Genomic DNA, 26,901 nt, shown 5'->3' with positions numbered 1-26,901 from the left:
CATGGACTCCCTCCTCCGCCTTGCGATGCACGCACCCCAACGCCGCCCCGCCCGCCCTTCGGGCGGACGACGGGGGTTTGAAGACGGGCCCTAGCCCCGGCCGTCGATCAGCTCCCCGTACGCCTGGACCAGGTCCGGCAGCCGCAGCGTCGCCAGGTCCTCTCGGCCCGGTGGCTCGCGCAGCTGCGACAGCCGGAGGTCGCGGTAGGCGCAGGACTTCTCGTACAGGGTGCGGATGAACCGGCCGTTGCCCAACTCGTCGATCCAGCCCTCGCGCACCACATGGGTGCAGATGCTGGCCAGTTCCTCGGCCGCGTCCTCGTCCCAGCCGTCGCCGTCCCGGCCGGCCAGTGCCGCGCCGATGGCGGTCAGCTCGTTCGGGCGGTAGCTGGGGAAGTCGACCCGGGTGGTGAAGCGGGAGTTGAGGCCGGGGTTGGTGGCGAGCAGCCGGTTCATCCCCTCCGGGTAGCCGGCCAGGATCACCACCAGCCTGTCCCGGTTGTCCTCGGCCCGCTTCAGCAGCACCTGCAGTGCCTCGTCGCCGTACGCGTCGCCCTTGGTGTAGCCCGAGTTGGAGAGGCTGTACGCCTCGTCGATGAACAGCACGCCGTCCAGGGCGGAGTCGATCAGGTCGTTCGCCTTGACGGCCGTCTGGCCGAGGAACTCGCCGACCAGGTCCGCTCTCTGGGCCTCCACCAGGTGGTCGCCGGAGAGCAGGCCGAGGGCGTGGAAGACCCGGCCGAGGATCCGGGCCACGGTGGTCTTTCCGGTGCCGGACGGGCCGGAGAAGACGAAGTGCCGCTTCGGCGGCTGGACCGGCAGGCCCTGCTCGGCCCGCAGCCGGCTCATCCGCAGCTGTGCCGACAGGGCGCGCACCTGGCGCTTGACCGGCTCCAGGCCCACCATCAGCGAGAGTTCGGCCAGGGCCGCGTCCAGTTCCCGGTCGTCGCCCCCCGCCCTGGCGGCGGGGGAGGGCGCGAGCCGGGGCTGCGCCTGGCCGCGGACCGGCAGCGGCGCGGGAGGGGTCGGGCAGCCCGGTGCTCCCGAGCCGGACCGCTCCCCGGCCGCCCGCGGCACGCCGTCCCCGGCCGGCCCGGCCGGGGCGAGGCCGGTGGCTTCGTCCGCCGGGCCCGCGTCCACCAGGCCGCCCCCCGGCTCCGTCGTACCGGGCCCGAACTCCTCGCCGTAGAGCGGTCCTTCCGTGTACCCGAGCTCGTCCTGGAAGCCCGCCTCGCCGCCCGGCCCGGCCGGTTCCGCCCCGCCCGGGCGCCCACCCGCCAACAGCCCGTCGGCGAGCGCGTCCTCCGCCGAGATCGCCGCCAGCCGGGCGGCGGTGTCCATGAAGGCCGGATCTGCCCGGTGCACCGCCCGGTACAGCGGCAGGGCCGCCGCGCTGCGTCCGGCACCCTCGTACGCCCGGGCCAGCCAGTAGCGCAGTTCCTTGCGCTGCGGCTGCTCGGACCGGCAGCGCGCCAGCGAGGCGGCCAGCGGTGCCTGCGCCTGGGCGCACATGTCGAGCCGCACCCGCGCCATCCCGGCGAACAGCCCGGCCTCGATGCCCAGCAGCGGGTCGTCCAGCAGGCGGTCGGTGTCGCGGATCAACTGCTCCCAGTCCTTGAGCAGATAGGACCGGCAGGCGTACAGGAACTGGGCTGACGGGTCCTCGCTCGGCGCCGGGCACTGCTCCAACGCCCGGTCCAGTTCGGCGAGGTGGCGGCCGTCCAGCCAGTGCGAGGCGTGCGCCAGTGCGAGGTCGCGGGTGTCCTCCAGGACGGGCTGCACCCACCAGCCCAGCCAGTACCAGGAACTGAGTGGGCGCCGGTGCAGCCGCCGCTGCTCGCCGAAGCGCTTCTGGTGGCGGTACATGGCGAGCAGCGCGGCGGAGGTGTCGCTGCGCAGCGCGTGGAGGCCGAGCCAGGCGTCGGCCATGCCCGGGTCGAGCCGCACGGCGGCCCGGAACTCCTCCTCCGCGCGGGCGTAGGCGCCGGCCGCGTAGGCGTCCATGGCGCGCAGCCAGGCGCGGTCGGCGAGCCGGTCCGGGCCGCCCGCCGTGCTGTCGGAACTGTCCACCGTCGTCACTCACGCCCCCCGCGGTGTGGCCCGGGGCTCGGTCGTCGGTTCGCCTGAGCATCGCCGGGCCGTGGTCGGAAGCCCCCGGGGCGCCTATGCGCCTGCCAGGAATCGTACCGGCGCGGAGCTGATCCGGAAGGGTGCCGTACGGGCTCAAATGGGATCGCACGCGCGGTCGTTGGGCAGCGGAATGGCTGAAACGAGCGGGCGGCGCGGGCGCCGGGGCGCAGATGGGGGAGGGGACCGGACGACGCCCCCGGCTCACGGGGGAACAAGCCGGGGACGCCGGGTCCGAGGCGGCCGGAACGCTCGGTCCCGGCGGCTGAGGCAAACCTAAATCCCAGTGATGTCGCAGGTCAAGGACTTGGTTGAAGATTCACCGACGGTGCCCGGCAGGATCCGCCCGGTCACCCCGTCCACGCGCGTGGCGGCGTGGGGCCGGCTCGGGTCGGCGGCGAAGTGCGCCGCCTCCGCCCGGGCCCAGCCCGCCCAGAACCCGGCCAGTTCCGGACCGTCCCGTTCCTCGCCGCGCCGCCGGGCGGCCGCGGCGTCCAGCTCCATCCAGATCAGCCGGGCCAGGAACGGGCGCACCTCCCGGCGCCCCGCACCCACCCCCTCCACCAGCACCACGGGAGCGGCCGGCACCACGGCGGTGGTCGCGAAACGGCGCAGCGTCCAGTCGTACACCCGGTACTCGGCGTCCCGGCCGGCCGCCAGCGGCTCCAGCACCTGCTCGCGCAGTCGCCCGGCCCACGCGAAGAACTCGGTGTGGGTGGCCAGGTCGTCCAGGTGGACCACCGGCGCCCCGCCGAGCGCCGCCGCCAGCCGCCCGGCGAAGGTCGTCTTGCCGGAGCCCGCGTGGCCGTCCACCGCGACCAGCCGCACCGGCCCGCAGGACGGCGGCAGCGCCCGCAGCTCGGCGGCGAGCGTCGTCAGCGGGTCGCCGGTCGCGGGCGGGGAGAAGGCGGGGAGGGTTCCGGAAACAGCCACAACGGCAACCCTACGGTGCCGTAGCCCACCACTGCGGACAGTTGATCAGTGCAGGTCGTGACGGCGGCCCGGGTTTCCGGCATACTCGCCTTCGCCACGCCTGTGAACGGCCGTTCACCGCAACCCGGTGCCGGTCGGGCCGACCTGCCACACCCCGCGCCGGACCAGCCGACAGCTCGGTCCGTCGCCCGATCGAGGAGGCGACCGCCGCCATGACCCCCTCCCCCGTGAAAGCCGTGGAGCGCCAGCTGCCGAGCGAGGAGGCCCGGGAGCTGCTGAGCCTCACCCGCGACCTGGTCCAGCGCGAGCTGCAGCCGCGCGCGGCGGAGGACGAGGGCGCCGGGCGCTTCCCGCGGGAGGTCTTCCGCACCCTCGGCGAGGCCGGCCTGCTGTCCCTCCCGTACGACGAGAAGTACGGCGGTGGCGAGCAGCCCTACGAGGTGTACCTCCAGGTGCTGGAGGAGCTCGCGGCGGGCTGGCTGGCCGTCGGCCTCGGCGTCAGCGTGCACACCCTGTCCTGCCACGCCCTGGCCACCTTCGGCACCGAGGAGCAGCGCACGGCCTGGCTGCCCGCCATGCTCTCCGGCGACCAGCTCGGTGCCTACTGCCTCTCCGAGCCGCAGTCCGGCTCGGACGCGGCCGCCCTGCGCACCCGCGCCGACCTGGACGGCGACGAGTACGTCGTCAACGGCACCAAGGCCTGGATCACCCACGGCGGGCGGGCCGACTTCTACAGCACGCTGGTGCGCACCGGCGCCGAGGGCCCGAAGGGCATCAGCTGCCTGCTCGTCCCCGGCACCCAGCCGGGCCTGTCGGCCGCGCCGCCGGAGCACAAGATGGGCATGCGCTCCTCGCCGACCGCGCAGCTGCACTTCGACGGCGCCCGGGTCTCCCGTGACCGGCTGATCGGCGAGGAGGGCCAGGGCTTCCAGATCGCGCTCGCCGCACTGGACTCCGGCCGCCTCGGCATCGCCGCCTGTGCGATCGGCGTCGCCCAGGCCGCCCTCGACCTCGCGGTGGACTACGCCCGCACCCGGAGCCAGTTCGGCCGCCCGATCGCCGACTTCCAGGGCCTGTCGTTCATGCTCGCCGACATGGCCACCCAGATCGAGGCCGGTCGCTCGCTCTACCTGGCCGCCGCGCGGCTGCGGGACGCGGGCCGGCCGTTCTCCAAGGAGGCGGCGATGGCCAAGCTGTTCTGCACCGACACGGCGATGCGGGTGACCACCGACGCCGTCCAGGTGCTCGGCGGCTACGGCTACACCCAGGACTTCCCGGCCGAGCGCTACATGCGCGAGGCCAAGGTGCTGCAGATCGTCGAGGGCACCAACCAGATCCAGCGGCTGGTGATCGGCCGCCACCTCACCAAGGCCTGACGGCCTTCCCCCTACGGCCTGCGGCCGTCACTCCAGGGTGCGGAGTGACGGCCGCAGGCGTTCGTGGCGGAGCGTCGGCTCAACGGCGGCGGGCGGCGGTCAGCGCCGCACCAGCCGCCGGCGCTGCTCCGGGATGACGGGCGTCACCGGGGCGGTCCTCCGCGCGGCCTGGGCCGGGGCCGTCGCGGCCCGCACCGGGCGGTGCACCAGCGCGTGCGAGAACGGCTGGGTGCGCCAGTCGAGACCGCTCGGCAGCTTGAACAGCGCGTCGAAGCCCGTCGGCTGCGCGTCCTCCGGGCTCTCGACCTCCGCCAGATCGTCGGTCGGGGCGCCCGAGCCGGGGCAGATCGCGGGGGCGAAGGGGTTCCAGGCGGTGGGCAGCAGGGCGTGCTGCGGAAGCCGTTCCTCGTCCGCCACGAGGGCGATCGGACGGCGGCACTCGGGGCAGTGGACCCGGAAGATGTCCCAGGTCTCGGCCTCACCGGGGTCGTTGCCCGGCGAGTGGTCGACCGCGAGGTCCTCGCGGCCGGTCATATCGTCGGTCTCGTCGGCGCCCAGCACACGCTGGTCAGTAGCAGGCATGAGGATCCCCCTAGGATCGGGCCCGGCATGGTCGTCCAGGGCCACAACCAGCATTTCCCTGGGACTCGGGCTCATAACCCTGCGGTGTTGCGCACCACGATGCACCGGGTGTGTCCTTGGCCACACCGCTTGCCACATTCACTCGGCAATTGCCTCCGTGTCACCTGCAATCCCGGTCCGTGCCACCGCGTGCGCCCCTCGTGCTCCGGAGCCGGTAGGTTGGCCCACTGTGGAGGATCTCGACCAACGCATCGTCCAGCTGCTCCTCGAGGACGGCCGGATGAGCTACACGGACCTGGGCAAGGCCACCGGCCTGTCCACCTCGGCGGTGCACCAGCGGGTGCGCCGCCTCGAACAGCGCGGGGTGATCCGCGGCTACACCGCGATCATCGACCCCGACGCCGTCGACCTGGCGCTGACCGCGTTCATCTCGGTCAAGCCCTTCGACCCCAGCGCCCCGGACGACACCCCGGAGCGGCTGGCCGGCCTGCCCGAGATCGAGGCCTGCCACAGCGTCGCCGGCGACGAGAACTACATCCTCAAGGTGCGGGTCGGAGCGCCCGGCGACCTGGAGGACCTGCTCGCCCGCATCCGCAGCGCCGCCGGGGTCTCCACCCGCACCACCGTCGTGCTCTCCACCCCCTACGAGGCCCGGCCCCCGAAACTCTGACCGGTGTACCGGTGTACCGGCGTACCGGTGTCCCGGCGGGGCGGCTCCGCGGAGCGGAAGGCCCGGGCGCCGCAGGGCGGGAGGCACGGTGCAGACTTAGCCGCATGACCGAAAGCACCACCCTCCGGACCGTCCTGCTGCGCGGCGGCGCCGTCTACAGCCCCGCCGACCCGTTCGCCACCGCGATGCTCGTCGAGGGCGAGCACATCGCCTGGGTCGGCAGCGACGGCGCCGCCGAGGCGTACGCGGCCACCGCCGACGAGATCGTCGAGCTGGACGGCGCCCTGGTCACCCCCGCCTTCGTGGACGCCCACGTCCACGCCACCGCCACCGGCCTGGCGCTCACCGGTCTGGGCCTCACCGGCAGCCCCTCGCTGGCCGCCGCGCTGGCAGCCGTCACCGCCTTCGTCGAGGCCCGGCCCGACTCCGGCGGGGTGCTCATCGGCCACGGCTGGGACGAGAGCGGGTGGCCCGAGGGCCGCCCGCCCACGCTCGCCGAACTCGACGCCGCCGCCCGCGGCGCCGCGCTCTACCTCTCCCGCACCGACGTGCACTCCGCGCTCGCCACCACGGCGCTGCGCGCCCTCACCGAGGGCCTCGCCGAGCGGCCGGGCTTCGACGCCGACGGTCCGCTCACCAAGGACGCCCACCACGCCGTCCGGCGGACCGCGCTCGCCCGCCTCACCCCCGAGCAGCGCCGCCGCGCCCAGCGCGCCACCCTCGCCCGCGCCGCCGAGCTCGGCATCGGCGCCCTGCACGAGTGCGCCGGACCGGAGATCTCCTCCGAGGACGACCTGACCGCCCTCCTGGCCCTGGCCGCCGAGCGCGAGGGCCCCGAAGTGTTCGGCTACTGGGGCGAGTTGGGTGGCGTCGAGACGGCTCGCAGGCTCGGTGCGGTGGGCGCCGGCGGCGACCTCTTCGTGGACGGCGCGCTCGGCTCGCGCACCGCCTGCCTGCACAGCCCGTACGCGGACGCCGGTCACACCGGCACCGCCTACCTGAGCGCCGAGCAGGTCGCCGACCACGTCGCCGCCTGCACCGCGGCCGGGCTGCAGGCCGGCTTCCACGCCATCGGCGACGCCGCCGTCACCGCCGTCGTGGACGGCGTCCGGGCGGCCGGCGAGCGGGTCGGGCTCGACCGCGTCAGGGCCATGCGCCACCGCGTGGAGCACGCCGAAGCCCTCGACGACAAGGCCGTCGCGGCCTTCGCCGAGCTCGGCCTCACCGCCTCCGTCCAGCCCGCCTTCGACGCCGCCTGGGGCGGTCCGGACGGCATGTACGTGCAGCGCCTGGGTGCCGAACGGGCCGCCGCCCTCAACCCGTTCGCCGCCCTGCTGCGAGCCGGCGTCCCGCTGGCCTTCGGCTCGGACGCCCCGGTCACCCCGCTCGATCCCTGGGGCACCGTCCGGGCGGCGGCCTTCCACCAGACCCTGGAACACCGGATCTCCGTCCGTGCCGCCTTCACCGCCCACACCCGCGGCGGCTGGCGCGCGATCGGCCGCGACCAGGACGGGGTGCTGGTGCCCGGAGCGATCGCCAGCTACGCGATCTGGGCCGCCGAGGAACTCGTCGTCCAGGCCCCCGACGCCCGGGTGGCCGGCTGGTCCACGGACCCGCGCTCCGGCACCCCGGGCCTGCCCGACCTCACCCCGGGCCGCGAACTGCCCACCTGCCTGCGCACGGTGGTCCGCGGCCGCACCGTGCACCAGCGGTGAACCGGGTGCGGCGCCGGGCCCGGAGGCGTCGCCGGACCGGAGGCGTCGCCGGACCGGATGGGGCGCGGGGCGAACCGTCTAGGTTGACCGCCATGACGACCGATCCGCTGGTGCCCGCCGACTTCACCGTCCCCCGCGAACTGCTCGCCCCGGGGTTCCGCCTGGAGCCCCTGGGCGAGCAGCACAACGCCTCCGACCACGCCGCCTGGACGAGCAGCGTCGACCACATCCGCGCCACCCCCGGCTGGGCCGGCCGCGGCTGGCCGCCGGCCGAGGGGATGTCCCTGGAGCAGAACCTCGCCGACCTGCGCCGCCACGCGGCCGACTTCGAGGCCCGCACCGGCTTCACCTACACCGTCCTGGAGCCGGACCGGGACGAGGTGATCGGCTGCGTCTACATCCACCCGGACCGCGAGGACCCGTCCGCGGTCTCGGTCAGCTCCTGGGTCCGCGCCGACCGCGCGGACCTGGACGCCCCGCTGTACCGGGCGGTCTCCGGCTGGCTCGCCGAGCACTGGCCGCTGGGCCGCCTCCGCTACGCCGAACGCTGACCGGCGGGCACCGTCCGCCGGAGCCGTTCGCCGGAGCCGGTCGGTCCGGCCCAGACCAGGCCAGGCCAGGCCGGAGCGGGCCCTACCACCCTGACCTCACGCGACCCTGACGTTCCGGGGTACCTTCTTCGGACAGCGTCCGAACAGCAAGCCCCAGGAAGATGGTGCGCCGGTGGCCATGCCCGTCACCCAGGAGCGGTCCGGGACCTCTCCCGAGCCCCGGGATCCGGCCCCCACCCCCGGCGAGGCGGGGCGCGCCGCCCGCGCCCTCGCCAAGGTCCGCGCCGGCCTGCTCCGCACCGGCCTCGCCGCGGCGTCCGGCCTGCTGCTCGCGCTCGCCTTCCCGCCGTACGACCTCTGGCCGCTGTCCCTGTTCGGTGTCGCCGCGCTGTCGCTGCTCACCCGCGGCCGCACCTTCCGCCAGGGCCTGTGGACGGGCTTCGCCTTCGGCCTGCCGTTCTTCCTGATGCTGCTCAGCTGGCTGCGGGTGGTCGGCTGGGACGCCACCGTCGGCCTGTCCGTGGTCGAGGCGCTGTTCCTGGCCCTGCTCGGCGGGGCGCTGGCGCTCACCTCCCGGCTGCCCGGGTGGCCGCTCTGGGCGGCCTGCCTGTGGGTCACCCAGGAGTGGGCCCGGGACCGCCTGCCGCTGGGCGGCTTCCCCTGGGGCAGACTCGCCTTCGCCAACACCGCCACCCCGTTCACCCCGCTCGCCGCGCTCGGCGGGGCGCCGCTGGTGACCTTCGCCGTCGCCCTCTGCGGTGCCCTGTCCGCGTGGGCCGTGCTGCGCCTGCGCGGGCCGGGCAGGGCGCCGCGGGCGGCCGCGCTGGCGGCCCTCGGCGCGGTCGCGGCGCTGCTGGCCGGTTACGTCGTCCCGGTGCCGACCGCCGCGGACGACACCGTCAAGGTCGCCATTGTCCAGGGCAACGTGCCCAACCCGGGCATGGACTTCCTGGGCCGCCCGATGATGGTCCTCAACAACCACGCCTCGGCCACCGAACGCCTCGCCGCCGACGTCCGGGCCGGCCGGGTCCCGCGCCCCGACGTGGTGATCTGGCCGGAGAACTCCTCCGACCTGGACCCGTTCTCCGACCCGCTGGCCCGCCAGCGCATCGACGAGGCGGTCGAGGCCGTCGGCGTGCCCACCCTGGTCGGCACCCTGGTGGACGGCCCGGACGCCCAGCACGTCCAGAACGAGGGCATCGTCTGGGACCCGGTGACCGGCCCGGGCGCCTCCTACACCAAGCAGCACCCCGTCCCCTTCGGCGAGTACGTGCCCTTCCGCGCCCAGCTGATGAAGGTCGTCACCCGCCTCCAGCGGGTCGCCCGGGACTTCTACCCCGGCGACCACAACGGCGTCATGCAGCTCGGCCCGGCGCGGATCGGCGACGTCATCTGCTTCGAGGTGGCCTACGACGAGATCGTCCGGGACACCGTGGACAGCGGCGCCCGCGTGCTGGTGGTGCAGACCAACAACGCGACCTACGCCGAGACCGGCCAGCCCGAGCAGCAGCTGGCGATGAGCCGGCTGCGCGCGGTCGAACACGGCCGGGCCGTCCTGATCGCCGCCACCAGCGGGATCAGCGCGGTGATCGCCCCGGACGGCACGGTCGAGCAGCGCACCCGGGAGCTGACCCCGGCCGAGCTGTCCGCGACCGTCCCGCTGCGCGACGGCACCACGGTGGCCGACCGGGTGGGGGCCGCCCCGGAGTGGACGCTGGCGATCGGCGGCCTGCTGGCCTGCGGCGCCGCCGTGCTGATCGGCCGCCGCCGGAAGGCCGCCGCCGGAACACCGGCCGCCGGGGAATCGTTGGACCAGGTGGTGCCGTAGCCGGCCCGGACCTCCCGTGCGGCGCGCAGAGCACCGCTTGGAGTGGATTCGTACCGTGACCCAGCAAGCTACCCCCACCGGTCCGGCCCCGCGCGGAAGGCTCCGCCGGGCGCTGCCGCTGCTGATCACCGCCTGGCTGGTGCTGGAGATCTGGCTGCTGGTCCAGGTGGGCTCGTGGCTGGGCGGCTTCGCCGTCCTGCTGCTGCTCGTCGGCGGCGCGCTGGTCGGCGGCTCGCTGATCAAGCGGGCCGGGCTGAAGGCGCTGTCCGCGGCCGTGGAACAGAGCAGGAACCCGCAGTCCCAGCAGCCGCAGACCGGCACCAGCATGACGGTGCTCGCCGGCCTGCTGCTGATCGTCCCCGGCTTCCTGTCCGACCTGGTCGCCCTGACCCTGCTGTTCCCGCCCACCCGGGCGCTCTGGCGGGCCGTCGGCCGCCGCGTCGCGGACAAGGCCCTGCGCAGCGCCTCCGTCGCCGGCGCCGCCCCGTTCGCGGACGCGATGCGGTTGCAGGAGCAGCTGCGCATCCACCGCCCGGACGGCAAGGTGATCCAGGGCGAGGTGGTCGAGCCGGACGCCGGGCCGAGCGGTCCGCAGGGCCCGGACACCACCTACCGGCCGCCGATCGCCGGCTGACGGCGCCGAGCCGACTGACCGCGCCTGCGGCCCGCGCGGGCGGTGGCCGCCCGGACCGCGGGTCCGCCGGCCGCCGGCGCCGAACCACCCGTGCCGGGACGACGCCCGGACCACGCACAGACGCCTGGAGCACGGGAAGACGCCGGGACCCCGGGAAAACGTCCGGACCACGCGAAAGGGACCCTGGTGACCAGGGTCCCTTTTCGCGTCCTCCCGCTCGGCGGCGGGAGCGAGGTGTGTCAGGCGCTCTTGCGGGTGTCCCGCGGGTGCACCGCGAGGTTCATCCCGCCGGAACGGAGCACGGCCAGCCGTTCGGCCAGCACCTCCTCCAGCTCCTCGCGCGTCCGGCGCTCCATCAGCATGTCCCAATGGGTGCGCGTGGGCTTGACCTTCTTCTCCTCCGGCTCGTCACCGTCGAGAAGGGCCGCCTCCTGGCCGCAGAAGCGGCATTCCCACGTCGGGGGGATCTCCGCCTCGACCGAGAAGGGGACCTCGAAACGGTGTCCGTTCTGACATGCGTACTCGACGGTCTGGCGGGGAGCCAGATCGATACCACGGTCGGTCTCGTAGCTAGTGGCCCCGAGTCGCGTGCCGCGGAGAGCTCGCTCGCTCATGAATCGTGCCTCCCGGGCTTATGGCCCACAGGACTAGTGGTCGCTGTTCTTCGTCGTTCGGTCAACGCTCGGCTTCCGACGAAGATTCCCGTCCCGGGACATGCGTCGTCTGTCGTGCCGCCCCTGTTTGTACCCACCGGCGCCCGATTTGTCACATCTGGCCGGTGATATCACCTCAGGTGTCGCCCATTTCACACGCGGTGATCGGTCGGCCCTTCGTGCCGAGCGTACCGGGGCGGACCGGGACCGGCGTCGCCGCCCCCGGTCCCGGGCGGTCAGGAGATCGGTCGGGAGCGGATCATCGGTTCCGTCTTGCCGAGGTCGACGGGGTGGACCGGGCTGACCGGGCTGACCGGGTCGACGGCGCCGGCCGGGTGGGCGCCGGCCATGCCGTCGGCCGGGACGGTCGGCGGGCGCTCCGGGCGGGGCGGCGCGGCGGGGGCCGCCTCGGTGCGGCTGTCGCGGTGCGGCAGCAGGGCGATCACCGCGTCCCGCAGCTGCGGCGGGGCCTCGTCGTCCAGCGGGTCGACGGTGGCGGGCACCTGGAGCCGGACGGGCGTGCCGTTGCCGATCCGGGCGTAGCCCCGGCCGATCGGTGCGTGCGCGGCGGGCACGATGTCCAGCGGCGCGCCGAGCGCGGCTCGGCCCTCCTCCAGCCCGGCAGGGCCGAGCAGCACCCTGGCCCGGGTGGTCGTCCGGACGGTCGGGGTGAGCCGGTCCCGGGCGGCGAGGTCGTCGACGACGACCACGGTCACCCGGGCGGCCCGGCCGTGCCGCAGCGGCAGTTCCAGGAGGTCCTGCGGGTCCGGGCGGCCCTCGGCGTGGGCGAGCTCGCTCAGCTCGGTGGGGTGGTCCAGCAGCAGCCACAGCGGGCGGCTGATGTCCTCGGGCGGGGTGGTGCCGCTGTGCCGGGCGGCGTTCAGCGCGGCGAGCCGGCGCTCCGTCTCCTGGACGGCCCACTCCAGCGCGGCGAGCGCGCCGTGCAGGCTGGTCTCCACCGTGTGCACGCCGGGCCGGTTCACCAGGCAGGCGTGCTCCCCGGTGCCCGCGCCGTCCACCACCACCAGGTCGGCGTACGGCAGGGCCTGGAGCGCGATCGAGCGCAACAGGCTGGAGGTGCCGTAGCCGGCGACCCCGAGGGCGAGCAGGTGCGGCTCGGAGGAGCGCGGTCCGGTGCGCCAGACCACCGGCGGCTGCTGGACGACGGCGCCGCCCTGGCTGACCGGGATGGTGCGGGCGGTGCCGTCCTCGTCGGTAAAGCCGAGCACGATCTCGCCCGGCGCGGCGACGAAGCGCTGGGCGACGATGTCGGTGGGCAGCGGGGACATCGCGGCGATCCGCAGCCGGTTGGACTCCTCGTCCCAGTCGAAGCGGTACTCCCTGGCGCGTCCGGCCTTGCCCTGGACGACCTGCTCGATCCGGGCGCGGGCGGCCGGTTCGGTGTCGGTGAAGTACGCGGGGTAGCTGAGCTCCAGCTTGGAGAGCCGGCCCTCGGCGTCGAACTCCCAGGCGCTGAACGCGCTCCTGTAGTTGCCCTCGAAGTGGTACAGCGGGTTGGCGTCCTCGGGCCCGCACAGGTACGGCGTGAGCGCCGCGTAGAGGGCGCCCAGCTTGACGTCCGCGACGTCGGGCGCGGGCGGTGCGGCCGCGCCCTTGGGGGCCCGGCCGGCCCAGGCGGCGCTGGCCATCAGGGCGATCAGCGCGAACAGCAGGCCGTGCGGCAGCAGGTAGATGCCGAGCAGCATCGCGGCGGTCAGGAACAGCGTCGGGCCGCGGCGTTCCTTCGGGGTGGCCTGCCAGCGGCCCCGGGCCCAGTCGGCGTGGCGGCGCAGGCCGCGGCCGATCACGGCGAGCGGGGCGAACATGTCCGAGGCGTGGTCCCCGGCGGTGCGGGCGATCTCGCGGCCCTTGCTGAGGTGGCGGTGGAGCGGCATGGCGTGACTCCCCGGGCGGGTGGGACGGGTGGGGTGAGGGGTACGACGGGGCCCGGGGCGGTGGGATCCGCGCCCGGGCCGTACGGGGGAGTGGTGGCGCCTAGAACCGGATGCCGCCGAGCAGGCTGGCCAGGCTGGCGCCGCCGGCGGTGATGCTCGGCGCGATCGAGGAGCCCGCGATGTAGAAGCCGAGGAGGGCGCAGACGATGGCGTGGGAGACCTTCAGTCCGTCCCTGCGGAAGAACAGGAAGGCGATGGTGCCGAACAGGACGATGCCGGAAATCGAGAGGATCACGTTCTGCTCCTCGGGGAGGGGGACGGGGACAGTGTTACGTAAAGTGCACTTATAGTGACAAAAAGTAATAGATGGCGGAACGCGGCAAATGGGTGGATCTGTCGCGCGATTCCGCCGGTGGCGCCGGACGGGGGTGTGCGAACCGGCCGGGCGGGGCCGGGCGGCGCGCGGATCCGGTGCGGCGAGGCATTCCCGGCGACCGGACGGGAGGCGTCCGGGTCGTCCGGCAAGTTCGCTCGAACGGCTGCGCGGGGCCGCGCGGCCGGACGCCGTAGCGGCCCGGCCGCCGTCCGGAATCCGGACGCCTGCTGGCCCGGCCGGGCGCCCGGCCGCTACGGTGCGGTACGGACCGTTCGACCGCCGGCGCCGACAGCTCCGACAACTCCCACCGCTCCGCCGGCTCCGAGAAAGGCAGCCCGCTATGACCGATGCCCCCGACGCCGAGGTGATCGCGCTCGCCGGGAAGCTCTTCGACGCAGCCCGGGCCGGTGACACCGCCGTGCTGACCGCCGCCGTCGACGCGGGCGTCTCCGCCGACCTCACCAACGGCAGCGGCGACACCCTGGTCATGCTCGCCGCCTACCACGGCCACGCCGGCACCGTCGAGGCGCTGCTCGGGCGCGGGGCCGACCCCGACCGCGCCAACGACAAGGGCCAGACCCCGCTGGCCGGCGCCGTCTTCAAGGGGGAGGCCGACGTCGTCCGCGCCCTGGTGGCCCACGGCGCCGACCCCCGCGCCGGCGTCCCGTCCGCCCTCGACGCCGCCCGGATGTTCGGCGGGGAGGACATGATCGCCCTGTTCGAAGGCTCCTGAGGCGAGGCCGTAGGCTTTTCGCCCATGGAGACCACCGCCACCCGGGACACCACCGGCACCGTCGAGTTCCGCGTCACCGGCTACGCCCACCCCGACGCCCAGGCCCTGTCGGCGGAGGTGCAGCAGGAGTACGTCCGCCGCTACGGCGACCCGGACGAGACCGTGATGCACCCGGAGGACTTCGAGGCGCCGGCCGGGCTGTTCCTGGTCGCCTACCTCGAGGGCCGGCCGGTCGCCTGCGGCGGCTGGCGGGCCAAGCGGCTCGGCCCCGACGGTCTGCGCGACGGCGACGCCGAGCTGAAGCGGATGTTCGTGATACCCGAGGCCCGCGGCCGCGGCCTGGCCCGCGCGGTGCTGCGCCACCTGGAGCGGACCGCCGTCGAGGCCGGACGCACCCGCTTCATCCTGGAGACCGGCACCAAGCAGCCCGAGGCCATCGCCCTGTACGAGTCCGAGGGCTACGCCGCGATCCGGAAGTTCGGCATCTACAAGGACCACCCGGAGAGCGTCTGCCTCGGCAAGGAACTCGCCGCGGCGGTCTGAGTCGCGGCCGCGCCGGGTAGGCTCCCGTCGGCCCGAAGGGGGGACGCGGATGAGCCGTCGAGCGCCGGGAGCCGACCGGCTCCCCGCCCTGGCCGCGCCCGGCGGCGCTGTGGACCGGCTGGTCCGGGACGGCGCGCGCACCGCAGGCGTGGGAGCCGTCTGGGCCCTCGGCGACGCCGGCGGCACGCTCGGCGGAGCGGCCCACGGCGTGCTCGGGCAGGGCCGGTACGCGCGGCTGTCCCCCGGGCTCGACACCCTGTACGACCTGGCCAGCCTCACCAAGATCGTGGCCCTCTGGCCCTGCGCCGGCATGCTGTGGCAGTCCGGCCGGCTGCCGCTGGACGAGCCGATCGGCCGCTGGTGGCGGCCCGCCGCCGGGCGCCCGGCGGAAGTGGTGACGGTGCGTCAGCTACTCTCCCACACCGCCGGAATGCTTCCGTACACCCGCTTCGAGCAGCTCTACGGGCGGGAGGCGGCGGCGATCCGGGCCGGGGTGGTCGCTGCTCCGCTCCACCGCGCACCGGGCACCGCCGTCGAGTACACCGACCGCGCCGCCGTACTGCTGACCTACCTCGTCGAGGACCTCGGCGGCGCGCCGCTGGACGAACTCGCCACCCGGTGGGCCTGGCGGCCGCTGGGCATGACCGACACCCGCTACGGGCCGCTCCCCGCCGAGGAGGCCGGCCGCACCGCACCCACCGAGTACGACGAGTCGACCGGCGCCCACCTGTGCGGAGTCGTGCACGACCCCTCGGCCCGGCTGCTCGGCGGCGTCTCCGGCAACGCCGGGGCCTTCTCCACCGCCCGCGACCTCGCCCGCTTCCTCACCGCCCTGCTCGCCCCGCCGCCCCGACTGCCCTGGGGCGACCGGTGGATCGCCGAGTCCCTGCGTGAGCAGACCGGCGGCCTCGCCCCGGCCCGCGGCCTGTCCTGGCTGTGCGCCCCCGGCACCGCACCGGCCGAAGGGACCTTCGTCCACTACGGCTTCACCGGCACCGGCCTCTGGATCTCCCGGCGCCTCGGCCGCTGGGCCCTGCTGCTCACCAACAAGGTGCACCACGACCGGACCACCCAGCCGCTCACCGACCTGCGCAACGCCTTCCGGCAGGCCGTCTTCGGCTAGCCGCGCCGTGCACCCGATCGAGTGGATTAGGTGCGAACCACCCCTGGTAGGAAGGCCATTGCGGCGCGGAGGCCGCGACGTGGGCAGCCGGCGGAGGAGGCGCGATGACGGATACCTGGGCCCTCACGGAGGAGGAGTGGCTCGCCGGGATGGTGCGCGCCTACACCGGGTGCAGTGTGCTGCTCACCGACGAGGACGGCAAGGTCCTGCTGCTGAAGGCCAGTTACCGCGACCAGTGGCAGTTCCCCGGTGGCGGGATGGACCCGGGCGAGGCGCCCGCGCAGTGCGCCGCGCGGGAACTGCTGGAGGAGACGGGCCTGGTGGCGGCCGAACTGCGGCTGCTGGTCGTCGAATGGCGCGAGGCGATCCCGGACCAGGGTGAACACGCCCACCCGGCGGTGCACTTCATGTTCGACGGCGGCACGGTCGAGGCGGGGGCGGTCGTTCGCCTCCAGGCCGAGGAGATCGCCGACCACGGGTACTTCACCCCGGCCCGGGCCGCCGCGCTGCTGCACCCGTGCGCGGCGCGCCGGCTCACCGCGGCCCTGGAGGCGCGGCGGACGGGCGCGGCCGCCCTGTTGCACTCGGCCGGGTACCTGGGGTGACCGGAGGGAGGCCAGGGGATCAGAGCAGGGTGCTCCAGTAGTACCAGAACCGGTTCAGCACCAGCAGCGCGATCACCGCCGCCCACAGCACCGGCAGCGCCCAGTGGTAGCGGGCCGCCTCCCGGACGACGACCCGCATCCTCGGCCCGGTCGGGACCACGCCCGTCCGCAGGTTGTGCAGGGTGGTGTACCAGAACAGCGCCACCACCGTCGCCCACACCACGATGCAGTACGGGCACAGCGCGCCGATCTCGTACAGCGCCTGGTCGACCAGCCAGTGCACGAACACGAGGCCCAGCACCGTCCCGCCCTGGAGGCCCAGCCAGAACCAGCGCCGGTAGGCCGCACCGGCCAGCAGCCCCGCCCCGATCGCCGTCAGCGCGCCGAAGGCGACCAGGCCGAGCAGCGGGTTCGGGAAGCCGAACACCGAGGCCTGCTCGGTGCGCATCACCGAACCGCAGCTGATCACCGGGTTGATGTTGCAGCTGGGGACGTAGGAGGGGTTCTCCAGGAGGCGGAGCTTGTCGAAGGTCAGGACGGCCGACGCGGCGAGGCCGATCAACCCGCCGAGGAACAGCAGGATCGCGTAGGCCCGGCTCGCGCCGATCGGCTCCCGGCGGGCGCCGCCGGGGGCGGGGTGGGACAGGGGGACGGTGGTCGCGGCGGTCATGGCAGCACACTCCGGTGGCTGGCTGAGGAGGGGACCGGCCCGGCCGGGAAGTCGGCCGGGCCGGCGGTGCCGTGCGGTGCGGTGCACTCGATGCGCTGCAGCGGTGCAGTGCGCTGCCGTGCAACGCGCTGCGTGCGGCGCAGTGCTGTGTGATGCGGTGCGGTGCCCGATGGGGTGGTGCGGGCCGGGCCTACTGGAGGCCGGCGGCCTGCTTGACCTGGGCGGTGAACTGCTCCGGCGTCGCCGCGGAGTTGCCGGCGAACAGGTTGACCGGCTTGCCGTCCACCTTGACCGTCGGGGTGCCCGTCACCCCGCTGTTGTTGAACGCGTCGGCGACCTTCGCCGCCCACGGCGCGTAGGTGCGATCGGTGACGGCCTTCACGAAGGCGTCCGTCTTCAGCCCGGGCACCTGGCCGGCCAGGTCCAACAGGTGGTTGACGTCGCCGAAGCCGTCCTCGCGCTCGTCGGGCTGGTTGGCGTACAGCACGTCGTGGAACGCCTTGAACTTGTCCACGCCCTCGTTCAGTGCGGCGCCGGCCGCGGCCAACGCCGTGCGCGAGCCCTTGCCGCCGAGGTTCTTGTCCAGGAAGGCCGCCAGGTGGTACTCCACCTTGATCTGCCCGTCCTCGGTCAGCTGCATGACGCTCTGGCCGTTCGCCGCCTCGAAGTGCTTGCAGACCGGGCAGCGGAAGTCCTCGTACACCTCCATGGTGTGCGGGGCGTCGGCCTTGCCGTAGGTGATCACGGTGCCGTCCGGGCCGGTGGCGTTCGCCGGGACGACCAGCGGGGCCGAGGACGAGGCCGCGGAGGCCTTGTCGTCCTTGCCCGAAGCCGAGCTGACCGCGAGCGCGACGCCGCCCGCGAGGGCGAGGACGACGACGGCGGAGACGCTCACCACGATCCGCTGACGGCGCTTGGCCGCCAGCTGCTCACGGCGCTGCGCCTCCTGGATCCGTTCACGGGCGCTGATGCGCTTGGCCTGCTGCTTGCTCGGGGACTGAGCCATGGGGAAGTCAACTCCTGTACGCGGCGCGCGGGTGCGCGCGGAGGCCGCTCGGGTGCGGCGGGGTCGGTGAACGCGGGAGTCGTGCGCACTGCCTGCGGGCGTGCGGGGGCCGGGCGGCCCGGAACGCAGGTCACCGCGGGGCGGGCCGGCGTGAGGTCGGGCCACCGTGAGGCGGACCACCGGAAGGCCGGTTGCCGGAAGCGGTCAGCAGGCAGGCGCGAAGGACGGCGGACCGCGCCGGGGTGCCGGGCTCAGCACCACGTCCTCGCGGCGCGGCCGCTCACGGTCCGAGGCCGGCAGCGGTACCCGCAGCACCGGACGCGCCGGGGCGGGGAGCAGCAGGAGGACCAGCGCCCGCAGGGGGCGGGTCAGCGACTGGCGCAGCGCGCGCAGCGCCCGGGCCAGGCCCGACAACGCGGCGTCACCCAGCCGCAGCCAGACGGAGGCGGCCAGCGCGATCGCCAGGTGCACCGCCAGGAGCAGCAGTTGGGTGGCGGCGGGTGCCGACTGCCCGGCATGCCCCAGCGGGCCGCCCAGCAGCGAGCCGTCCACCGAACCGCCGCCGCACACCAGCAGGTTGACCCCGCGGGCGGATACGTGCTCGGACAGCACCGGCCCACAGCCGGTCTGGCCCAGGTTGAAGGTGGTGTTGAGCAGCAGCTCCACCGGCACCATCACACCGGAGATGTGCAGCAACCGCCGCTCCCCGCCGGCCAGTGCGGCAGAGACCAGGAAGACGGCGGCGCTCACCGCGGCCACCAGCGACAGCGGCAGCGGGCGACCGGTGATGACCACCTGACCCAGCGCGGCCATCGGCACGGCGAGCGCGGTGAACACCGCGGCCCGCAGGGCCCTGGTCGCATGGGTGGAGGAGGTCGTCACGTTCGGGAGTATGCCATGGCACTCGCTCCCGGCACGAGGGCGCGTGCCGGTCCCGCGTCGGGTGACGTCCCCTCAGCGGCACGCACGAGGTCGACGGCGGCCCACCGGTACCGCCCGGAGCGCCTCCGGACGCCACCGGTACGGCGGCGAGCGGACCGGGTGGACGGGCGGACGGTCCGCCCCGGCCCGCTACCGGGTGGTGAGCCCTGCCGAGTGGGCGGCGTCACGGAGCAGGTCGCCGAGCATCGCCGTGGTGAGGCGGCCGGTGTTGGTGTTGCGGGGGCTCACGTGGTAGCAGCCGTAGAGCCGTAGGTCGGGGCCGCCGTCGCGGGCGGGCAGGGTGACCCGGGCGGCGTGGCCGAAGACGGGGCGGGGGCGGGGGACCACCCAGCCGGCGTCGGCGATCACCGGGAGCATGGCCTGCCAGGCGAAGCCGCCGAGCGCGACGACGGTCCGCACGGTGGGGCGCATCATCTCCAGCTCACGGGTGATCCAGGGGCGGCAGGTGTCGCGCTCGGCGGTGCTGGGCTTGTTGTCGGGCGGGGCGCAGCGGACCGGGTCGGTGATCCGCACCCCGTGCAGTTCCAGGCCGTCGCCGTGTCGGACGGACTCGGGGCGGTTGGCCAGTCCGAGCTGGTAGAGGGCGGCGTAGAGGAGGTCGCCGGAGGGGTCGCCGGTGAAGATCCGGCCGGTGCGGTTGGCGCCGTGGGCGGCGGGGGCGAGGCCGACCAGGACGAGCGGGGCGTCGGGCGGGCCGAAGCCGGGGATCGGGCGGGCCCAGTAGTCCCAGTCCTGGTAGGCGCGGCGCTTGGTGAGGGCGGTCGCCTCGCGCCATTCGACCAGGCGGGGGCAGGCCCGGCAGCCGGTGACCACGCGGTCCAGCGCGGCGAGTCCGGGGGCCCGGGCGGCGGCCTCGGCGGGGTGGCGGGGGTGGTCGGGGTCGTCGGCGGGGGACTGCGACATGCATCGATCCTAGGGGTTCCTCCGCGCTGCCCCGGCAGTCGTCCGGCCGGGCCGGGCAGGCGTAGCGTGGAAGCAGTTGCTCCGGATGCCCCGGCCCGGCCCGCCCGGATCGGTGGCCGGAGCCGCCGGTGTGCGCGGAGGCCGCGAGGAGGCCGCGATGATCGTCGATGCGGTGCTGGGGGCTCTCGGGGGGCTGGTCGGGCTGGGGGCGGTGTGGGCGGCCATGAGCATCCGGGTGGTGCAGCAGTTCCAGCAGGGGGTGGTCTTCCGCTTCGGGCGGGTCCGCAAGGAGATCCGCCAGCCGGGGCTGGTCGCGCTGATGCCGATCGCGGACCGGCTGCGCCGGGTGAACGTGCAGATCGTGACGATGCCGATCCCGGCGCAGGAGGGCATCACCCGGGACAACGTGACCGTCCGGGTGGACGCGGTGGTCTACTACCGGGTGCTGGACCCGGTGAAGGCGACGGTCAACGTGCAGGACTACAACTTCGCGATCTCCCAGGTCGCGCAGACGTCCCTGCGCTCGATCATCGGCAAGAGCGAGCTGGACGACCTGCTGGCCAACCGCGAACCGATCAACCAGGGTCTGGAGTTGATGATCGACAGCCCGGCGCTGGGCTGGGGCATCCAGATCGACCGGGTGGAGATCAAGGACGTCGCCCTGCCGGAGTCGATGAAGCGCTCGATCGCGCGCCAGGCGGAGGCGGAGCGTGAGCGGCGGGCCCGGATCATCACCGCGGACGGCGAGTACCAGGCCTCGTCGCGGTTGTCGGAGGCGGCTTCCGTGATGAGCCAGACCCCGGCGGCGCTGCAACTGCGCCTGCTGCAGACCGTGGTGGAGGTCGCGGCGGAGAAGAACTCGACGCTGGTGTTGCCCTTCCCGGTGGAGCTGCTGCGGTTCCTGGACAGCGCGACGGAGTCCCAGCAGCGCGACCTGCTGGCGGCCGCTTCGGCCGCCGCCGCCGCGAAGTCCGTGGAGCAGGCGGTGGAGAGCGGCGACGTCCCGGCGGCCGGGCCGGACCGGGAGTCGGCCAAGCGGGAACTGCCGCCGCTGGAGGAGGTGTTGTCCCGCTCGCCGCTGGACGACCCGGAGCTGGAGGGCGGTCCCGCGGAGGCGGACCGGCAGGCCGGGGCGGCGGACGCGGAGCCGCGGGCGACTCCGTGACGGTGCCCGGTGGCGGGTGGTGCAGGCCCGGACCACGATGGACGGGGGAGAAGGAGCCAGGTCAGGAGGCGGACCATGACCAGAGCCGGCGACATCATGCACCAGGGCGCGGAGTGCATCCGCGAGCACGAGACGCTCGCCGCCGCAGCCCGGATCATGCGGGAGCGGCATGTGGGCGCCCTGCCCATCTGCGGCGAGAACGACAGACTGCTGGGCATCGTGACCGACCGCGACATCGTGCTGCGCTGCGTCGCGGAGGGGCGCGACCCGGCACAGGTGACGGCGGGCGATCTCGCGCTCGGACGGCCGATGACGGTGGAGGCGGACGAGGACTGCGAGCAGGTGCTGCGGGTGATGGAGCAGTACCAGGTCCGCCGGCTGCCGGTGATCAACCACCCGGAGCACAAGCTGGTCGGCATGATCAGCGAGGCGGACATCGCGCGCGGGATGCCCCAGGCGCGGGTCGCCGAGTTCGTGGCGGCGGTGTGCGCGGAGGAGCCGCCCAAGAAGGAGGCACTGCAGGGCTGACCGGAGCCGGACCGGGAGGAGGCCGCCGCGCACGCGGGGCCGACCTCCCGGTCGCGTGTCGTGGCGCGCGTCGTCGAGGCTCGCGGGGCGCGGCAGCCCGCGCCCGGCGTCAGGCGTCGGCGCGCAGCGCGCGGGCGATCAGCTCCGCCAGGTGCAGGGCCCGTCGGCCGTCGGCGAGTTGGGCGATCTGGGTGCGGCAGCTGAAGCCGTCGGCCAGCACGACCGTTTCCGGTGCGGCGGCCCGGACCTCGGGCAGCAGCACGCGCTCGGCGATCGCCTCGGAGACCTCGAAGTGCCCGTCCTCGAAGCCGAAGTTCCCCGCCAGTCCGCAGCAGCCGGAGTCCAGCACCCGGTTGTGCAGGCCGAGGCGGGCCTCGACCCGGCGGTCCGCGGCGCTGCCGAGCACGGCGTGCTGGTGGCAGTGGGTCTGGGTGACGGCGTCCAGCGGGATGCGGGGCAGTGGCGCGTCCGGGGCGAACTCGTCGACGAACTCGGCGAAGGTGCGGGTGCGGGCGGCGAGCGGGCGGCCGTCCGCGCCGAGCAGCCGGGGGAGGTCCTCGCGCAGGGTGGCGGTGCAGCTGGGGTCGAGGCCCACCACGGGGGTGTCGGCCGGCAGCCCGGAGGCCGCCAGCGTCCGCAGGCTGCGGCGCAACACCCGGCGGGCGGTGCCGAGTTGGCCGGTGGAGTACCAGGTGAGGCCGCAGCACACCGGCCCGGCCGGAAGCCGGACGTCGAAGCCCAGGTGCTCCAGCACCTCGACCGCCGAGCGCAGCACGTTCGGCTGGAGGTGGTCGGAGAAGGTGTCCGGCCACAGCAGCACCGGCCGGGCGCCGGCCGCAGGCGGCTGCTGGGCCCGGTGCCGCCGGTACCAGCGGGTGAAGGTCTCGGGCGGGAAGACCGGCAGCACCCGGCGCCGGTCGATCCCGCCGAGCCGCTTGAGCAGGGTGCCGGCTGGCGAGCGGACCAGCGAGTTCGCGGCCGCCGGCGCGCGTGAGACCGCCCGCAGCCACAACGGCAGCCAGCCCATCGAGTAGTGCGCGAGCGGGCGCGGCCGGTGCCGGTAGTGCTGGTGCAGGAACTCGGCCTTGTAGGTGGCCATGTCGACGTGGACCGGGCAGTCGCTCGCGCAGCCCTTGCAGCTCAGGCAGAGGTCCAGGGCCTCCCGCACCTCCTCCGAGCGCCAGCCGTCCGCGATCGGTCCCTGGGCCCGTTGGGCGTCGGGCACCGCCATGCCGCGCAGCATCTCGGCGAGCAGCCGGGCCCGGCCCCGGGTGGAGTGCCGTTCCTCGCCGGTGGCCATGTAGCTGGGGCACATCACCCCGGTGGTCGGGTCCACGCACTTGGCGACGCCCACGCAGCGGTGGACCGCCTTGGCGAGGCTGCCGCCGTCCTGTTCGTACGGCAGGGCCAGCGGCAGCGGTCGGCCCGCGGTGGCGGGGATGAAGCGCAGGTCGGCGTCGAGCGGGCGCGGGTCGACCAGCGCGCCCGGGTTGAGCAGGTTCTCCGGATCCCAGATCCGCTTGAACTCGCCGAACAGGTCGATCACGTCCGGCGGGTACATGCGCGGCAGCAACTCCGCCCGGGCCTGGCCGTCGCCGTGCTCGCCGGACAGCGAACCGCCGTAGGAGACCGCCAGGTCGGCCGCCTGCTCGAGGAACTCCCGGAAGACCAGCACCCCCTGGGGCTCGTCCAGCGGGAAGTCGATCCGCAGGTGCACGCAGCCGTCGCCGAAGTGCCCGTACGGGACGCCGCGCAGGCCGTGCCGCCGCAGCAGGGCGCGCAGGTCCCGCAGGTAGTCGCCGAGCCGCTCGGGCGGGACGGCGGAGTCCTCCCAGCCGGGCCACGCCTCGCCGCCTCCCGGCAGCCGGGTGACGATCCCGGCGCCCGCCTCCCGGACGGCCCACAGCTGCCGCTGCTCCACCGGGTCGGTGACCAGCGCGACGGTGGCGGTGGGCTCGCGGCGCACCTGGTCGGCGAGCCGGCGGGCGGCCTGGTAGGCCTCCAGGGCCGTCGCGCCGCCGGTCTCCAGGAACAGCCAGCACGCCCCGGCGGGCAGCCGGTCCAGCGCGGGCGGGCGCGGGCCCGCGGCGAGCAGCGCGGCGATCAGGTCGGCGGCCATGCCCTCGGCGGTCAGCGGGCCGAGCGGCAGCAGCGCCGGGACGGCGTCGGCGGCGGCGCCCTCGTCGGGGTAGCCGGCCACCACCAGGGCGCGCGCGGGCGGGGCCTCGACGAGCCGGACGGTGGCGCCGAGCAGCAGCGCGCAGGTGCCCTCGGTACCGGTCAGCGCCCGGGCCAGGTCGTGGCCGTGCTCGGGCAGCAGCGCGTCCAGCGGGTAGCCGGAGGTGCGGCGCGGCAGTTGCGGCATGCCCTGCCGGATGGTGCCGAGGTTGCGGTCGGTGAACTCCTGGAGATCGCGGTGGAGGCGGCCCGTGCGGCCGGGCAGGGCGCGCAGCGCCGCCCGCTCCCGCGCGTCGAGCCGGCCGCCGACGGTCAGCTCGGTGCCGTCGGCGAGCAGCAGTTCCAGGCGTTCCACGTTGTCGGCGGTGCGGCCCCAGGCGAGCGAGTGGGAGCCGCAGGAGTCGTTGCCGATCATGCCGCCGATCGTGCAGCGGCTGTGGGTGGACGGGTCGGGGCCGAAGCGCAGCCCGTACGCCCCGGCGGCGCGCTGGAGGTCGTCCAGGACGGTGCCGGGCTGGACACGCGCGGTGCGGGCCTGCGGGTCGATCTCCAGGACGGAGCCCAGGTGGCGGCGGAAGTCCAGCACCACCGCGCCGGGGCCGATCGCCTGCCCGCCGATGCTGGTCCCCGCCCCGCGCGGCACCACGGGCACCCGGTGCTCGCGGCACAGCGCCAGCGCGGTGCGCACGTCGTCCAGGTCCGCGGGTTTCACGACGCCGAGCGGCACCTGCCGGTAGTTGGAGGCGTCGTGGCCGTAGACGGTCCGCTCGGCGGCCCCGAAGCGGACCTCCCCGCGCAGCACGGCGCTCAGCTCGCGGGCCAGTTCGGCCCCGGGACGGGGGGACGGACGGCTCACCAGGGACCTCCCGGGCGGTGCGGCGGCAGACGGCTCCGCCGATGATCGCAGCCGCGGCGCCGCCCGGGTACCGGACGCGGCGGGGGTACCGCCGACGGAGTGCCGGGTGACGGCCTCCGTCCGACGCGGTCGCCGACTCGCCGCGGTCGCCGACTCGCCGTCCGCGGTCGGCCGGCGTCTCGCGGGGGGCTACTTCCGGCCGGTGAGGCTGCCGCGTGCGATGTGCGAGAGTTTGGCGACCTCGAAGGCCGGATAGGCGCCGCCGGCCAGCAGGGAGAACTTGATCCCCTCGCGTCCGCCCGGCTTGCGGTGGCCCGGCGGCTGGAAGCGGCGGTGGTGCTCGGCGGCCCGGTGGAAGAACTGCGGCCGCTCGGCCCGGGCGACGCAGCCGGCGAGGTCGAAGACGAACAGGTAGTGCCGGATCATCCGGATGAACAGCGCGTCGCGCACCGCGTACAGGTGCGGCTGGTCCTCCAGCAGCGCGAAGCTGCGCTCGTACTGCTCGAACAGGTCGAACACGCTGCTGCCCGGGCCGCCGGAGGGGTGGACGGTCTCCCGGCGGCGGAGCTGGACGCACTCGCGCGGCAGCACGGCGGCCTTGCGGGCGGCGAGCAGCGCGGCGTGGACGACCGGGATCTCCTCGTACCTGCCGTCCGGGAAGGCGAGCCCGAGCTCCTCCCAGTGGCCGCGGCGGATCAGCCGGTCCCAGATCAGCGGCGGCGCGCCGAACAGCGCGGGCCGGTCGAAGGGGGCGAAGACCTCGGGCCCGGCCTCGGCGAGCAGCGCCTCGGCCCCGCCGGGCCAGTCGCGGTCGTTGTGGCGCCGGGAGTGGCCGAACAGCAGCACGTCCACCGGGCCGGTCTGCTTCAGCCGGTCGGCGAGCGTCTGGAGGGCGTCCCGGGGCAGCAGGTGGTCGGCGTCCAGGAACAGCAGGTACTCGCCGGTGGCCCGCGCCGCGCCCGCGTTCCGGCTCACTCCGACCCCGACCGCGGCGTTCAGGTGCAGCGCGGACATCCGCGGGTGCTTCGCCGCGTACGCGTCGGCGAGCCCGCCCGGGGTCTCGGGGGAGCGGTCCGCGACCACGATGACCTCGACGTCCGCCAGGGTCTGGGCGAGCAGCGAGTCCAGGCAGTCGGCGAGCTGTCCGTGTCGGTCGTAGGCGGAGAGCACGACGCTGATCAGGGGTGAGGGCATGACGCCGGAGCGTAAGAGGGCGCGCGAACCGTGGCAAAGCCCTGACGGCCTGTAATTACGAGCAATTGGCCGCAAATCGTACGACCGTCCGCCAGATCTTCACGCCGCCTTCCGGACGCGTCCACGCCAGGACGGGACGCGGCACGGCCTCGGGCGCGGGACGGCCCGGGACGCCGCGCGGCCCGGGACACCGTACGGCCCGGGACACCGCATGGCCCGGGACGCCGCATGGCCCCGGACGCGGCGCGGCCCGCGACGCGGAGTGCGCGTCGCGGGCCGGGGCCGAGCGGGGGTCGGCTCAGTACCAGTGGTGGGCCTGCCAGAACGACCAGGCACCGCAGGGGCTGCCGTAGCGGCTGTTCATGTAGTTCAGGCCCCACTTGATCTGGGTGGCCGGGTTGGTGCGCCAGTCGGCGCCGGCCGAGGCCATCTTGGAGCCGGGCAGGGCCTGGACCAGGCCGTAGGCGCCGGAGGAGGCGTTGACGGCCTGGGGGTTCCAGCTGCTCTCGTGGAACACGATGTTGCTGAAGCACTGGAGCTGGCCGGCCGGCACGATCTGCGCGGCGATCTGCTGCGGGGTGCCGGAGAAGCTGTTCGGGTCCTGGCGCTGCTGCGAGCGGGAGGCGGCGGCGTCGGCCTGGGCCTTGGCGTCCGCCTGGGCCTTCGCCTCGGCCTCGGCCTTGGCCTGGGCGTCCGCCTTGGCCTGGGCGTCGGCCTGGGCCTGCGCCTGGGCGGCGGCGTCCGCCTCGGCCTTGGCCCGGGCGTCCTGGGCCTGCTGGGCGGCCTGCTGGGCAGCTGCAGCGGTGTCTGCCTGGGCCTGGTCGGCGACCGGCTTGCCGTCCACGCTGACGGCGGCCACGGGGGCGGCCGCTTCGGCGGAGTTCCCGGCCTGCGGGATGGCGAGGGCGGCCGTGGCGGCGCCGGCGACCACGATGGTCGCGACGCCGGTGATCAGGGAGTTGCGGCGGGCATGGCTGAGCTGCATGAAGCGGACAATCCTTTTCCGTCGGGGGCCGTGCGGTGCGGTGGCACCGGTGCGGGGCATCGCGTGGGCTCCGGGTGAGTGGGGCCCGCGCGGCCGTCCGGAACGGCCGTGGCGCCCCGGCGGTGACGGC

The 26,901-nt window shown here is 74.8% G+C and carries 25 protein-coding genes; 12 read left to right on the top strand and 13 right to left on the bottom strand.

Features of this window, described 5'->3' with window-relative positions; all coding sequences use genetic code 11:
• Positions 1-90 precede the first annotated feature (90 nt).
• Together ABT247_RS05485 and ABT247_RS05480 are read right to left on the bottom strand one after the other, a co-directional pair.
• Positions 91-2,004: an AAA family ATPase gene (locus tag ABT247_RS05485; RefSeq protein WP_350738326.1), complete on the bottom strand. Its 1,914-nt coding sequence runs from the start codon at positions 2,002-2,004 to the stop codon at positions 91-93.
• Positions 2,005-2,403: 399 nt separating this feature from the next.
• Positions 2,404-3,060, bottom strand: a complete 657-nt coding sequence (locus ABT247_RS05480; RefSeq protein ID WP_502892384.1) for a uridine kinase family protein — start codon at positions 3,058-3,060, stop codon at positions 2,404-2,406.
• Positions 3,061-3,272: 212 nt separating this feature from the next.
• On the opposite strand from ABT247_RS05480, the gene ABT247_RS05475 reads away from it, so the two are divergent.
• On the top strand, positions 3,273-4,436 hold the full coding sequence (locus ABT247_RS05475; RefSeq protein ID WP_350738318.1) for an acyl-CoA dehydrogenase family protein: 1,164 nt from the start codon (positions 3,273-3,275) through the stop codon (positions 4,434-4,436).
• Between the two features lie 99 nt (positions 4,437-4,535).
• Here the strand turns inward: ABT247_RS05475 and ABT247_RS05470 are convergent, their stop codons facing one another.
• Positions 4,536-5,018: a hypothetical protein gene (locus ABT247_RS05470; protein ID WP_350738315.1), complete on the bottom strand. Its 483-nt coding sequence runs from the start codon at positions 5,016-5,018 to the stop codon at positions 4,536-4,538.
• A gap of 229 nt (positions 5,019-5,247) precedes the next feature.
• Between ABT247_RS05470 and ABT247_RS05465 the strand changes: the two genes are divergently transcribed.
• The 5 genes from ABT247_RS05465 to fxsA all read left to right on the top strand — a co-directional run bounded on the left by ABT247_RS05465 (position 5,248) and on the right by fxsA (position 10,416).
• Positions 5,248-5,688, top strand: coding sequence for an Lrp/AsnC family transcriptional regulator (locus ABT247_RS05465; protein ID WP_045694655.1), 441 nt, complete (start codon positions 5,248-5,250; stop codon positions 5,686-5,688).
• A gap of 104 nt (positions 5,689-5,792) precedes the next feature.
• Positions 5,793-7,403 (top strand): amidohydrolase, encoded by a 1,611-nt coding sequence (locus tag ABT247_RS05460; protein WP_350738312.1) that lies wholly within the window; start codon positions 5,793-5,795, stop codon positions 7,401-7,403.
• A 92-nt stretch (positions 7,404-7,495) separates the two neighbouring features.
• Entirely contained in the window at positions 7,496-7,954 is a 459-nt protein-coding gene (locus ABT247_RS05455) for a GNAT family N-acetyltransferase (RefSeq protein ID WP_350738309.1), read from the top strand.
• A 178-nt stretch (positions 7,955-8,132) separates the two neighbouring features.
• Positions 8,133-9,782, top strand: coding sequence for an apolipoprotein N-acyltransferase (lnt, locus tag ABT247_RS05450; protein WP_350738321.1), 1,650 nt, complete (start codon positions 8,133-8,135; stop codon positions 9,780-9,782).
• A gap of 55 nt (positions 9,783-9,837) precedes the next feature.
• Entirely contained in the window at positions 9,838-10,416 is a 579-nt protein-coding gene (gene fxsA, locus ABT247_RS05445) for an FxsA family membrane protein (RefSeq protein ID WP_350738306.1), read from the top strand.
• Positions 10,417-10,655: 239 nt separating this feature from the next.
• Here the strand turns inward: fxsA and ABT247_RS05440 are convergent, their stop codons facing one another.
• The 3 genes from ABT247_RS05440 to ABT247_RS05430 all read right to left on the bottom strand — a co-directional run bounded on the left by ABT247_RS05440 (position 10,656) and on the right by ABT247_RS05430 (position 13,259).
• A complete protein-coding gene (locus ABT247_RS05440; RefSeq protein WP_153459849.1) occupies positions 10,656-11,030 on the bottom strand; it encodes an RNA polymerase-binding protein RbpA in 375 nt (124 codons plus the stop codon).
• Between the two features lie 275 nt (positions 11,031-11,305).
• Positions 11,306-12,964 carry a hypothetical protein gene (locus ABT247_RS05435; protein WP_350738303.1) on the bottom strand — a complete coding sequence of 553 codons (1,659 nt, stop codon included), beginning with the start codon at positions 12,962-12,964 and terminating at the stop codon, positions 11,306-11,308.
• Positions 12,965-13,064: 100 nt separating this feature from the next.
• A complete protein-coding gene (locus ABT247_RS05430; protein WP_189917198.1) occupies positions 13,065-13,259 on the bottom strand; it encodes a hypothetical protein in 195 nt (64 codons plus the stop codon).
• 421 nt (positions 13,260-13,680) lie between these two features.
• Here ABT247_RS05430 and ABT247_RS05425 point away from each other — a divergent pair, with 421 nt between their 5' ends.
• The 4 genes from ABT247_RS05425 (at position 13,681) to ABT247_RS05410 (ending at position 16,344) form a co-directional block, all read left to right on the top strand.
• Positions 13,681-14,073: an ankyrin repeat domain-containing protein gene (locus tag ABT247_RS05425; RefSeq protein ID WP_350738301.1), complete on the top strand. Its 393-nt coding sequence runs from the start codon at positions 13,681-13,683 to the stop codon at positions 14,071-14,073.
• Between the two features lie 24 nt (positions 14,074-14,097).
• Positions 14,098-14,616: a GNAT family N-acetyltransferase gene (locus ABT247_RS05420; RefSeq protein ID WP_350738299.1), complete on the top strand. Its 519-nt coding sequence runs from the start codon at positions 14,098-14,100 to the stop codon at positions 14,614-14,616.
• A 49-nt stretch (positions 14,617-14,665) separates the two neighbouring features.
• Positions 14,666-15,739: a serine hydrolase domain-containing protein gene (locus tag ABT247_RS05415; RefSeq protein ID WP_350738296.1), complete on the top strand. Its 1,074-nt coding sequence runs from the start codon at positions 14,666-14,668 to the stop codon at positions 15,737-15,739.
• 104 nt (positions 15,740-15,843) lie between these two features.
• The gene (locus ABT247_RS05410; protein WP_350738293.1) at positions 15,844-16,344 is read left to right on the top strand and encodes an NUDIX domain-containing protein; all 501 of its coding nucleotides are present in this window, start codon (positions 15,844-15,846) and stop codon (positions 16,342-16,344) included.
• Positions 16,345-16,363: 19 nt separating this feature from the next.
• On the opposite strand, the gene ABT247_RS05405 is transcribed toward ABT247_RS05410, so the two are convergent.
• From ABT247_RS05405 to ABT247_RS05390, 4 genes are all read right to left on the bottom strand, one after another.
• Entirely contained in the window at positions 16,364-17,014 is a 651-nt protein-coding gene (locus ABT247_RS05405; RefSeq protein WP_350738290.1) for a vitamin K epoxide reductase family protein, read from the bottom strand.
• A gap of 190 nt (positions 17,015-17,204) precedes the next feature.
• Complete coding sequence (locus ABT247_RS05400; protein ID WP_350738287.1) at positions 17,205-18,020, bottom strand: DsbA family protein; 816 nt, start codon at positions 18,018-18,020, stop codon at positions 17,205-17,207.
• A 204-nt stretch (positions 18,021-18,224) separates the two neighbouring features.
• Entirely contained in the window at positions 18,225-18,902 is a 678-nt protein-coding gene (locus ABT247_RS05395; protein WP_350738284.1) for a hypothetical protein, read from the bottom strand.
• A gap of 189 nt (positions 18,903-19,091) precedes the next feature.
• A complete protein-coding gene (locus ABT247_RS05390) occupies positions 19,092-19,865 on the bottom strand; it encodes a uracil-DNA glycosylase (RefSeq protein WP_350738282.1) in 774 nt (257 codons plus the stop codon).
• A gap of 157 nt (positions 19,866-20,022) precedes the next feature.
• Here ABT247_RS05390 and ABT247_RS05385 point away from each other — a divergent pair, with 157 nt between their 5' ends.
• Both ABT247_RS05385 and ABT247_RS05380 read left to right on the top strand, forming a co-directional pair.
• Positions 20,023-21,030 carry a slipin family protein gene (locus ABT247_RS05385; protein ID WP_350738279.1) on the top strand — a complete coding sequence of 336 codons (1,008 nt, stop codon included), beginning with the start codon at positions 20,023-20,025 and terminating at the stop codon, positions 21,028-21,030.
• A gap of 75 nt (positions 21,031-21,105) precedes the next feature.
• Positions 21,106-21,558 (top strand): CBS domain-containing protein, encoded by a 453-nt coding sequence (locus tag ABT247_RS05380; protein ID WP_350738276.1) that lies wholly within the window; start codon positions 21,106-21,108, stop codon positions 21,556-21,558.
• A 109-nt stretch (positions 21,559-21,667) separates the two neighbouring features.
• Here the strand turns inward: ABT247_RS05380 and ABT247_RS05375 are convergent, their stop codons facing one another.
• The 3 genes from ABT247_RS05375 to ABT247_RS05365 form a co-directional block, all read right to left on the bottom strand.
• Positions 21,668-24,592 (bottom strand): FAD-binding and (Fe-S)-binding domain-containing protein, encoded by a 2,925-nt coding sequence (locus ABT247_RS05375; protein WP_350738273.1) that lies wholly within the window; start codon positions 24,590-24,592, stop codon positions 21,668-21,670.
• Positions 24,593-24,781: 189 nt separating this feature from the next.
• Positions 24,782-25,786, bottom strand: coding sequence for a glycosyltransferase family 2 protein (locus ABT247_RS05370; RefSeq protein WP_350738270.1), 1,005 nt, complete (start codon positions 25,784-25,786; stop codon positions 24,782-24,784).
• Positions 25,787-26,084: 298 nt separating this feature from the next.
• Positions 26,085-26,771 (bottom strand): aggregation-promoting factor C-terminal-like domain-containing protein, encoded by a 687-nt coding sequence (locus tag ABT247_RS05365; RefSeq protein ID WP_350738268.1) that lies wholly within the window; start codon positions 26,769-26,771, stop codon positions 26,085-26,087.
• Positions 26,772-26,901 lie beyond the last annotated feature (130 nt).

The organism is Kitasatospora sp. NPDC001539 (assembly GCF_040298565.1).
In the GTDB taxonomy this organism is placed as follows: Bacteria; Actinomycetota; Actinomycetes; order Streptomycetales; family Streptomycetaceae; genus Kitasatospora.
This window is presented reverse-complemented; position numbering and strand designations above follow the sequence as displayed.

Coding starts and splice junctions, on each gene's coding strand:
- ABT247_RS05485 (WP_350738326.1), bottom strand. CDS start 2,004: ATGGACGCCTACGCGGCCGGCGCCTACGCCCGCGCGGAGGAGGAGTTC.
- ABT247_RS05475 (WP_350738318.1), top strand. CDS start 3,273: ATGACCCCCTCCCCCGTGAAAGCCGTGGAGCGCCAGCTGCCGAGCGAG.
- ABT247_RS05470 (WP_350738315.1), bottom strand. CDS start 5,018: ATGCCTGCTACTGACCAGCGTGTGCTGGGCGCCGACGAGACCGACGAT.
- ABT247_RS05460 (WP_350738312.1), top strand. CDS start 5,793: ATGACCGAAAGCACCACCCTCCGGACCGTCCTGCTGCGCGGCGGCGCC.
- ABT247_RS05455 (WP_350738309.1), top strand. CDS start 7,496: ATGACGACCGATCCGCTGGTGCCCGCCGACTTCACCGTCCCCCGCGAA.
- lnt (WP_350738321.1), top strand. CDS start 8,133: ATGCCCGTCACCCAGGAGCGGTCCGGGACCTCTCCCGAGCCCCGGGAT.
- ABT247_RS05440 (WP_153459849.1), bottom strand. CDS start 11,030: ATGAGCGAGCGAGCTCTCCGCGGCACGCGACTCGGGGCCACTAGCTAC.
- ABT247_RS05435 (WP_350738303.1), bottom strand. CDS start 12,964: ATGCCGCTCCACCGCCACCTCAGCAAGGGCCGCGAGATCGCCCGCACC.
- ABT247_RS05425 (WP_350738301.1), top strand. CDS start 13,681: ATGACCGATGCCCCCGACGCCGAGGTGATCGCGCTCGCCGGGAAGCTC.
- ABT247_RS05420 (WP_350738299.1), top strand. CDS start 14,098: ATGGAGACCACCGCCACCCGGGACACCACCGGCACCGTCGAGTTCCGC.
- ABT247_RS05415 (WP_350738296.1), top strand. CDS start 14,666: ATGAGCCGTCGAGCGCCGGGAGCCGACCGGCTCCCCGCCCTGGCCGCG.
- ABT247_RS05410 (WP_350738293.1), top strand. CDS start 15,844: ATGACGGATACCTGGGCCCTCACGGAGGAGGAGTGGCTCGCCGGGATG.
- ABT247_RS05405 (WP_350738290.1), bottom strand. CDS start 17,014: ATGACCGCCGCGACCACCGTCCCCCTGTCCCACCCCGCCCCCGGCGGC.
- ABT247_RS05400 (WP_350738287.1), bottom strand. CDS start 18,020: ATGGCTCAGTCCCCGAGCAAGCAGCAGGCCAAGCGCATCAGCGCCCGT.
- ABT247_RS05390 (WP_350738282.1), bottom strand. CDS start 19,865: ATGTCGCAGTCCCCCGCCGACGACCCCGACCACCCCCGCCACCCCGCC.
- ABT247_RS05385 (WP_350738279.1), top strand. CDS start 20,023: ATGATCGTCGATGCGGTGCTGGGGGCTCTCGGGGGGCTGGTCGGGCTG.
- ABT247_RS05380 (WP_350738276.1), top strand. CDS start 21,106: ATGACCAGAGCCGGCGACATCATGCACCAGGGCGCGGAGTGCATCCGC.
- ABT247_RS05370 (WP_350738270.1), bottom strand. CDS start 25,786: ATGCCCTCACCCCTGATCAGCGTCGTGCTCTCCGCCTACGACCGACAC.
- ABT247_RS05365 (WP_350738268.1), bottom strand. CDS start 26,771: ATGCAGCTCAGCCATGCCCGCCGCAACTCCCTGATCACCGGCGTCGCG.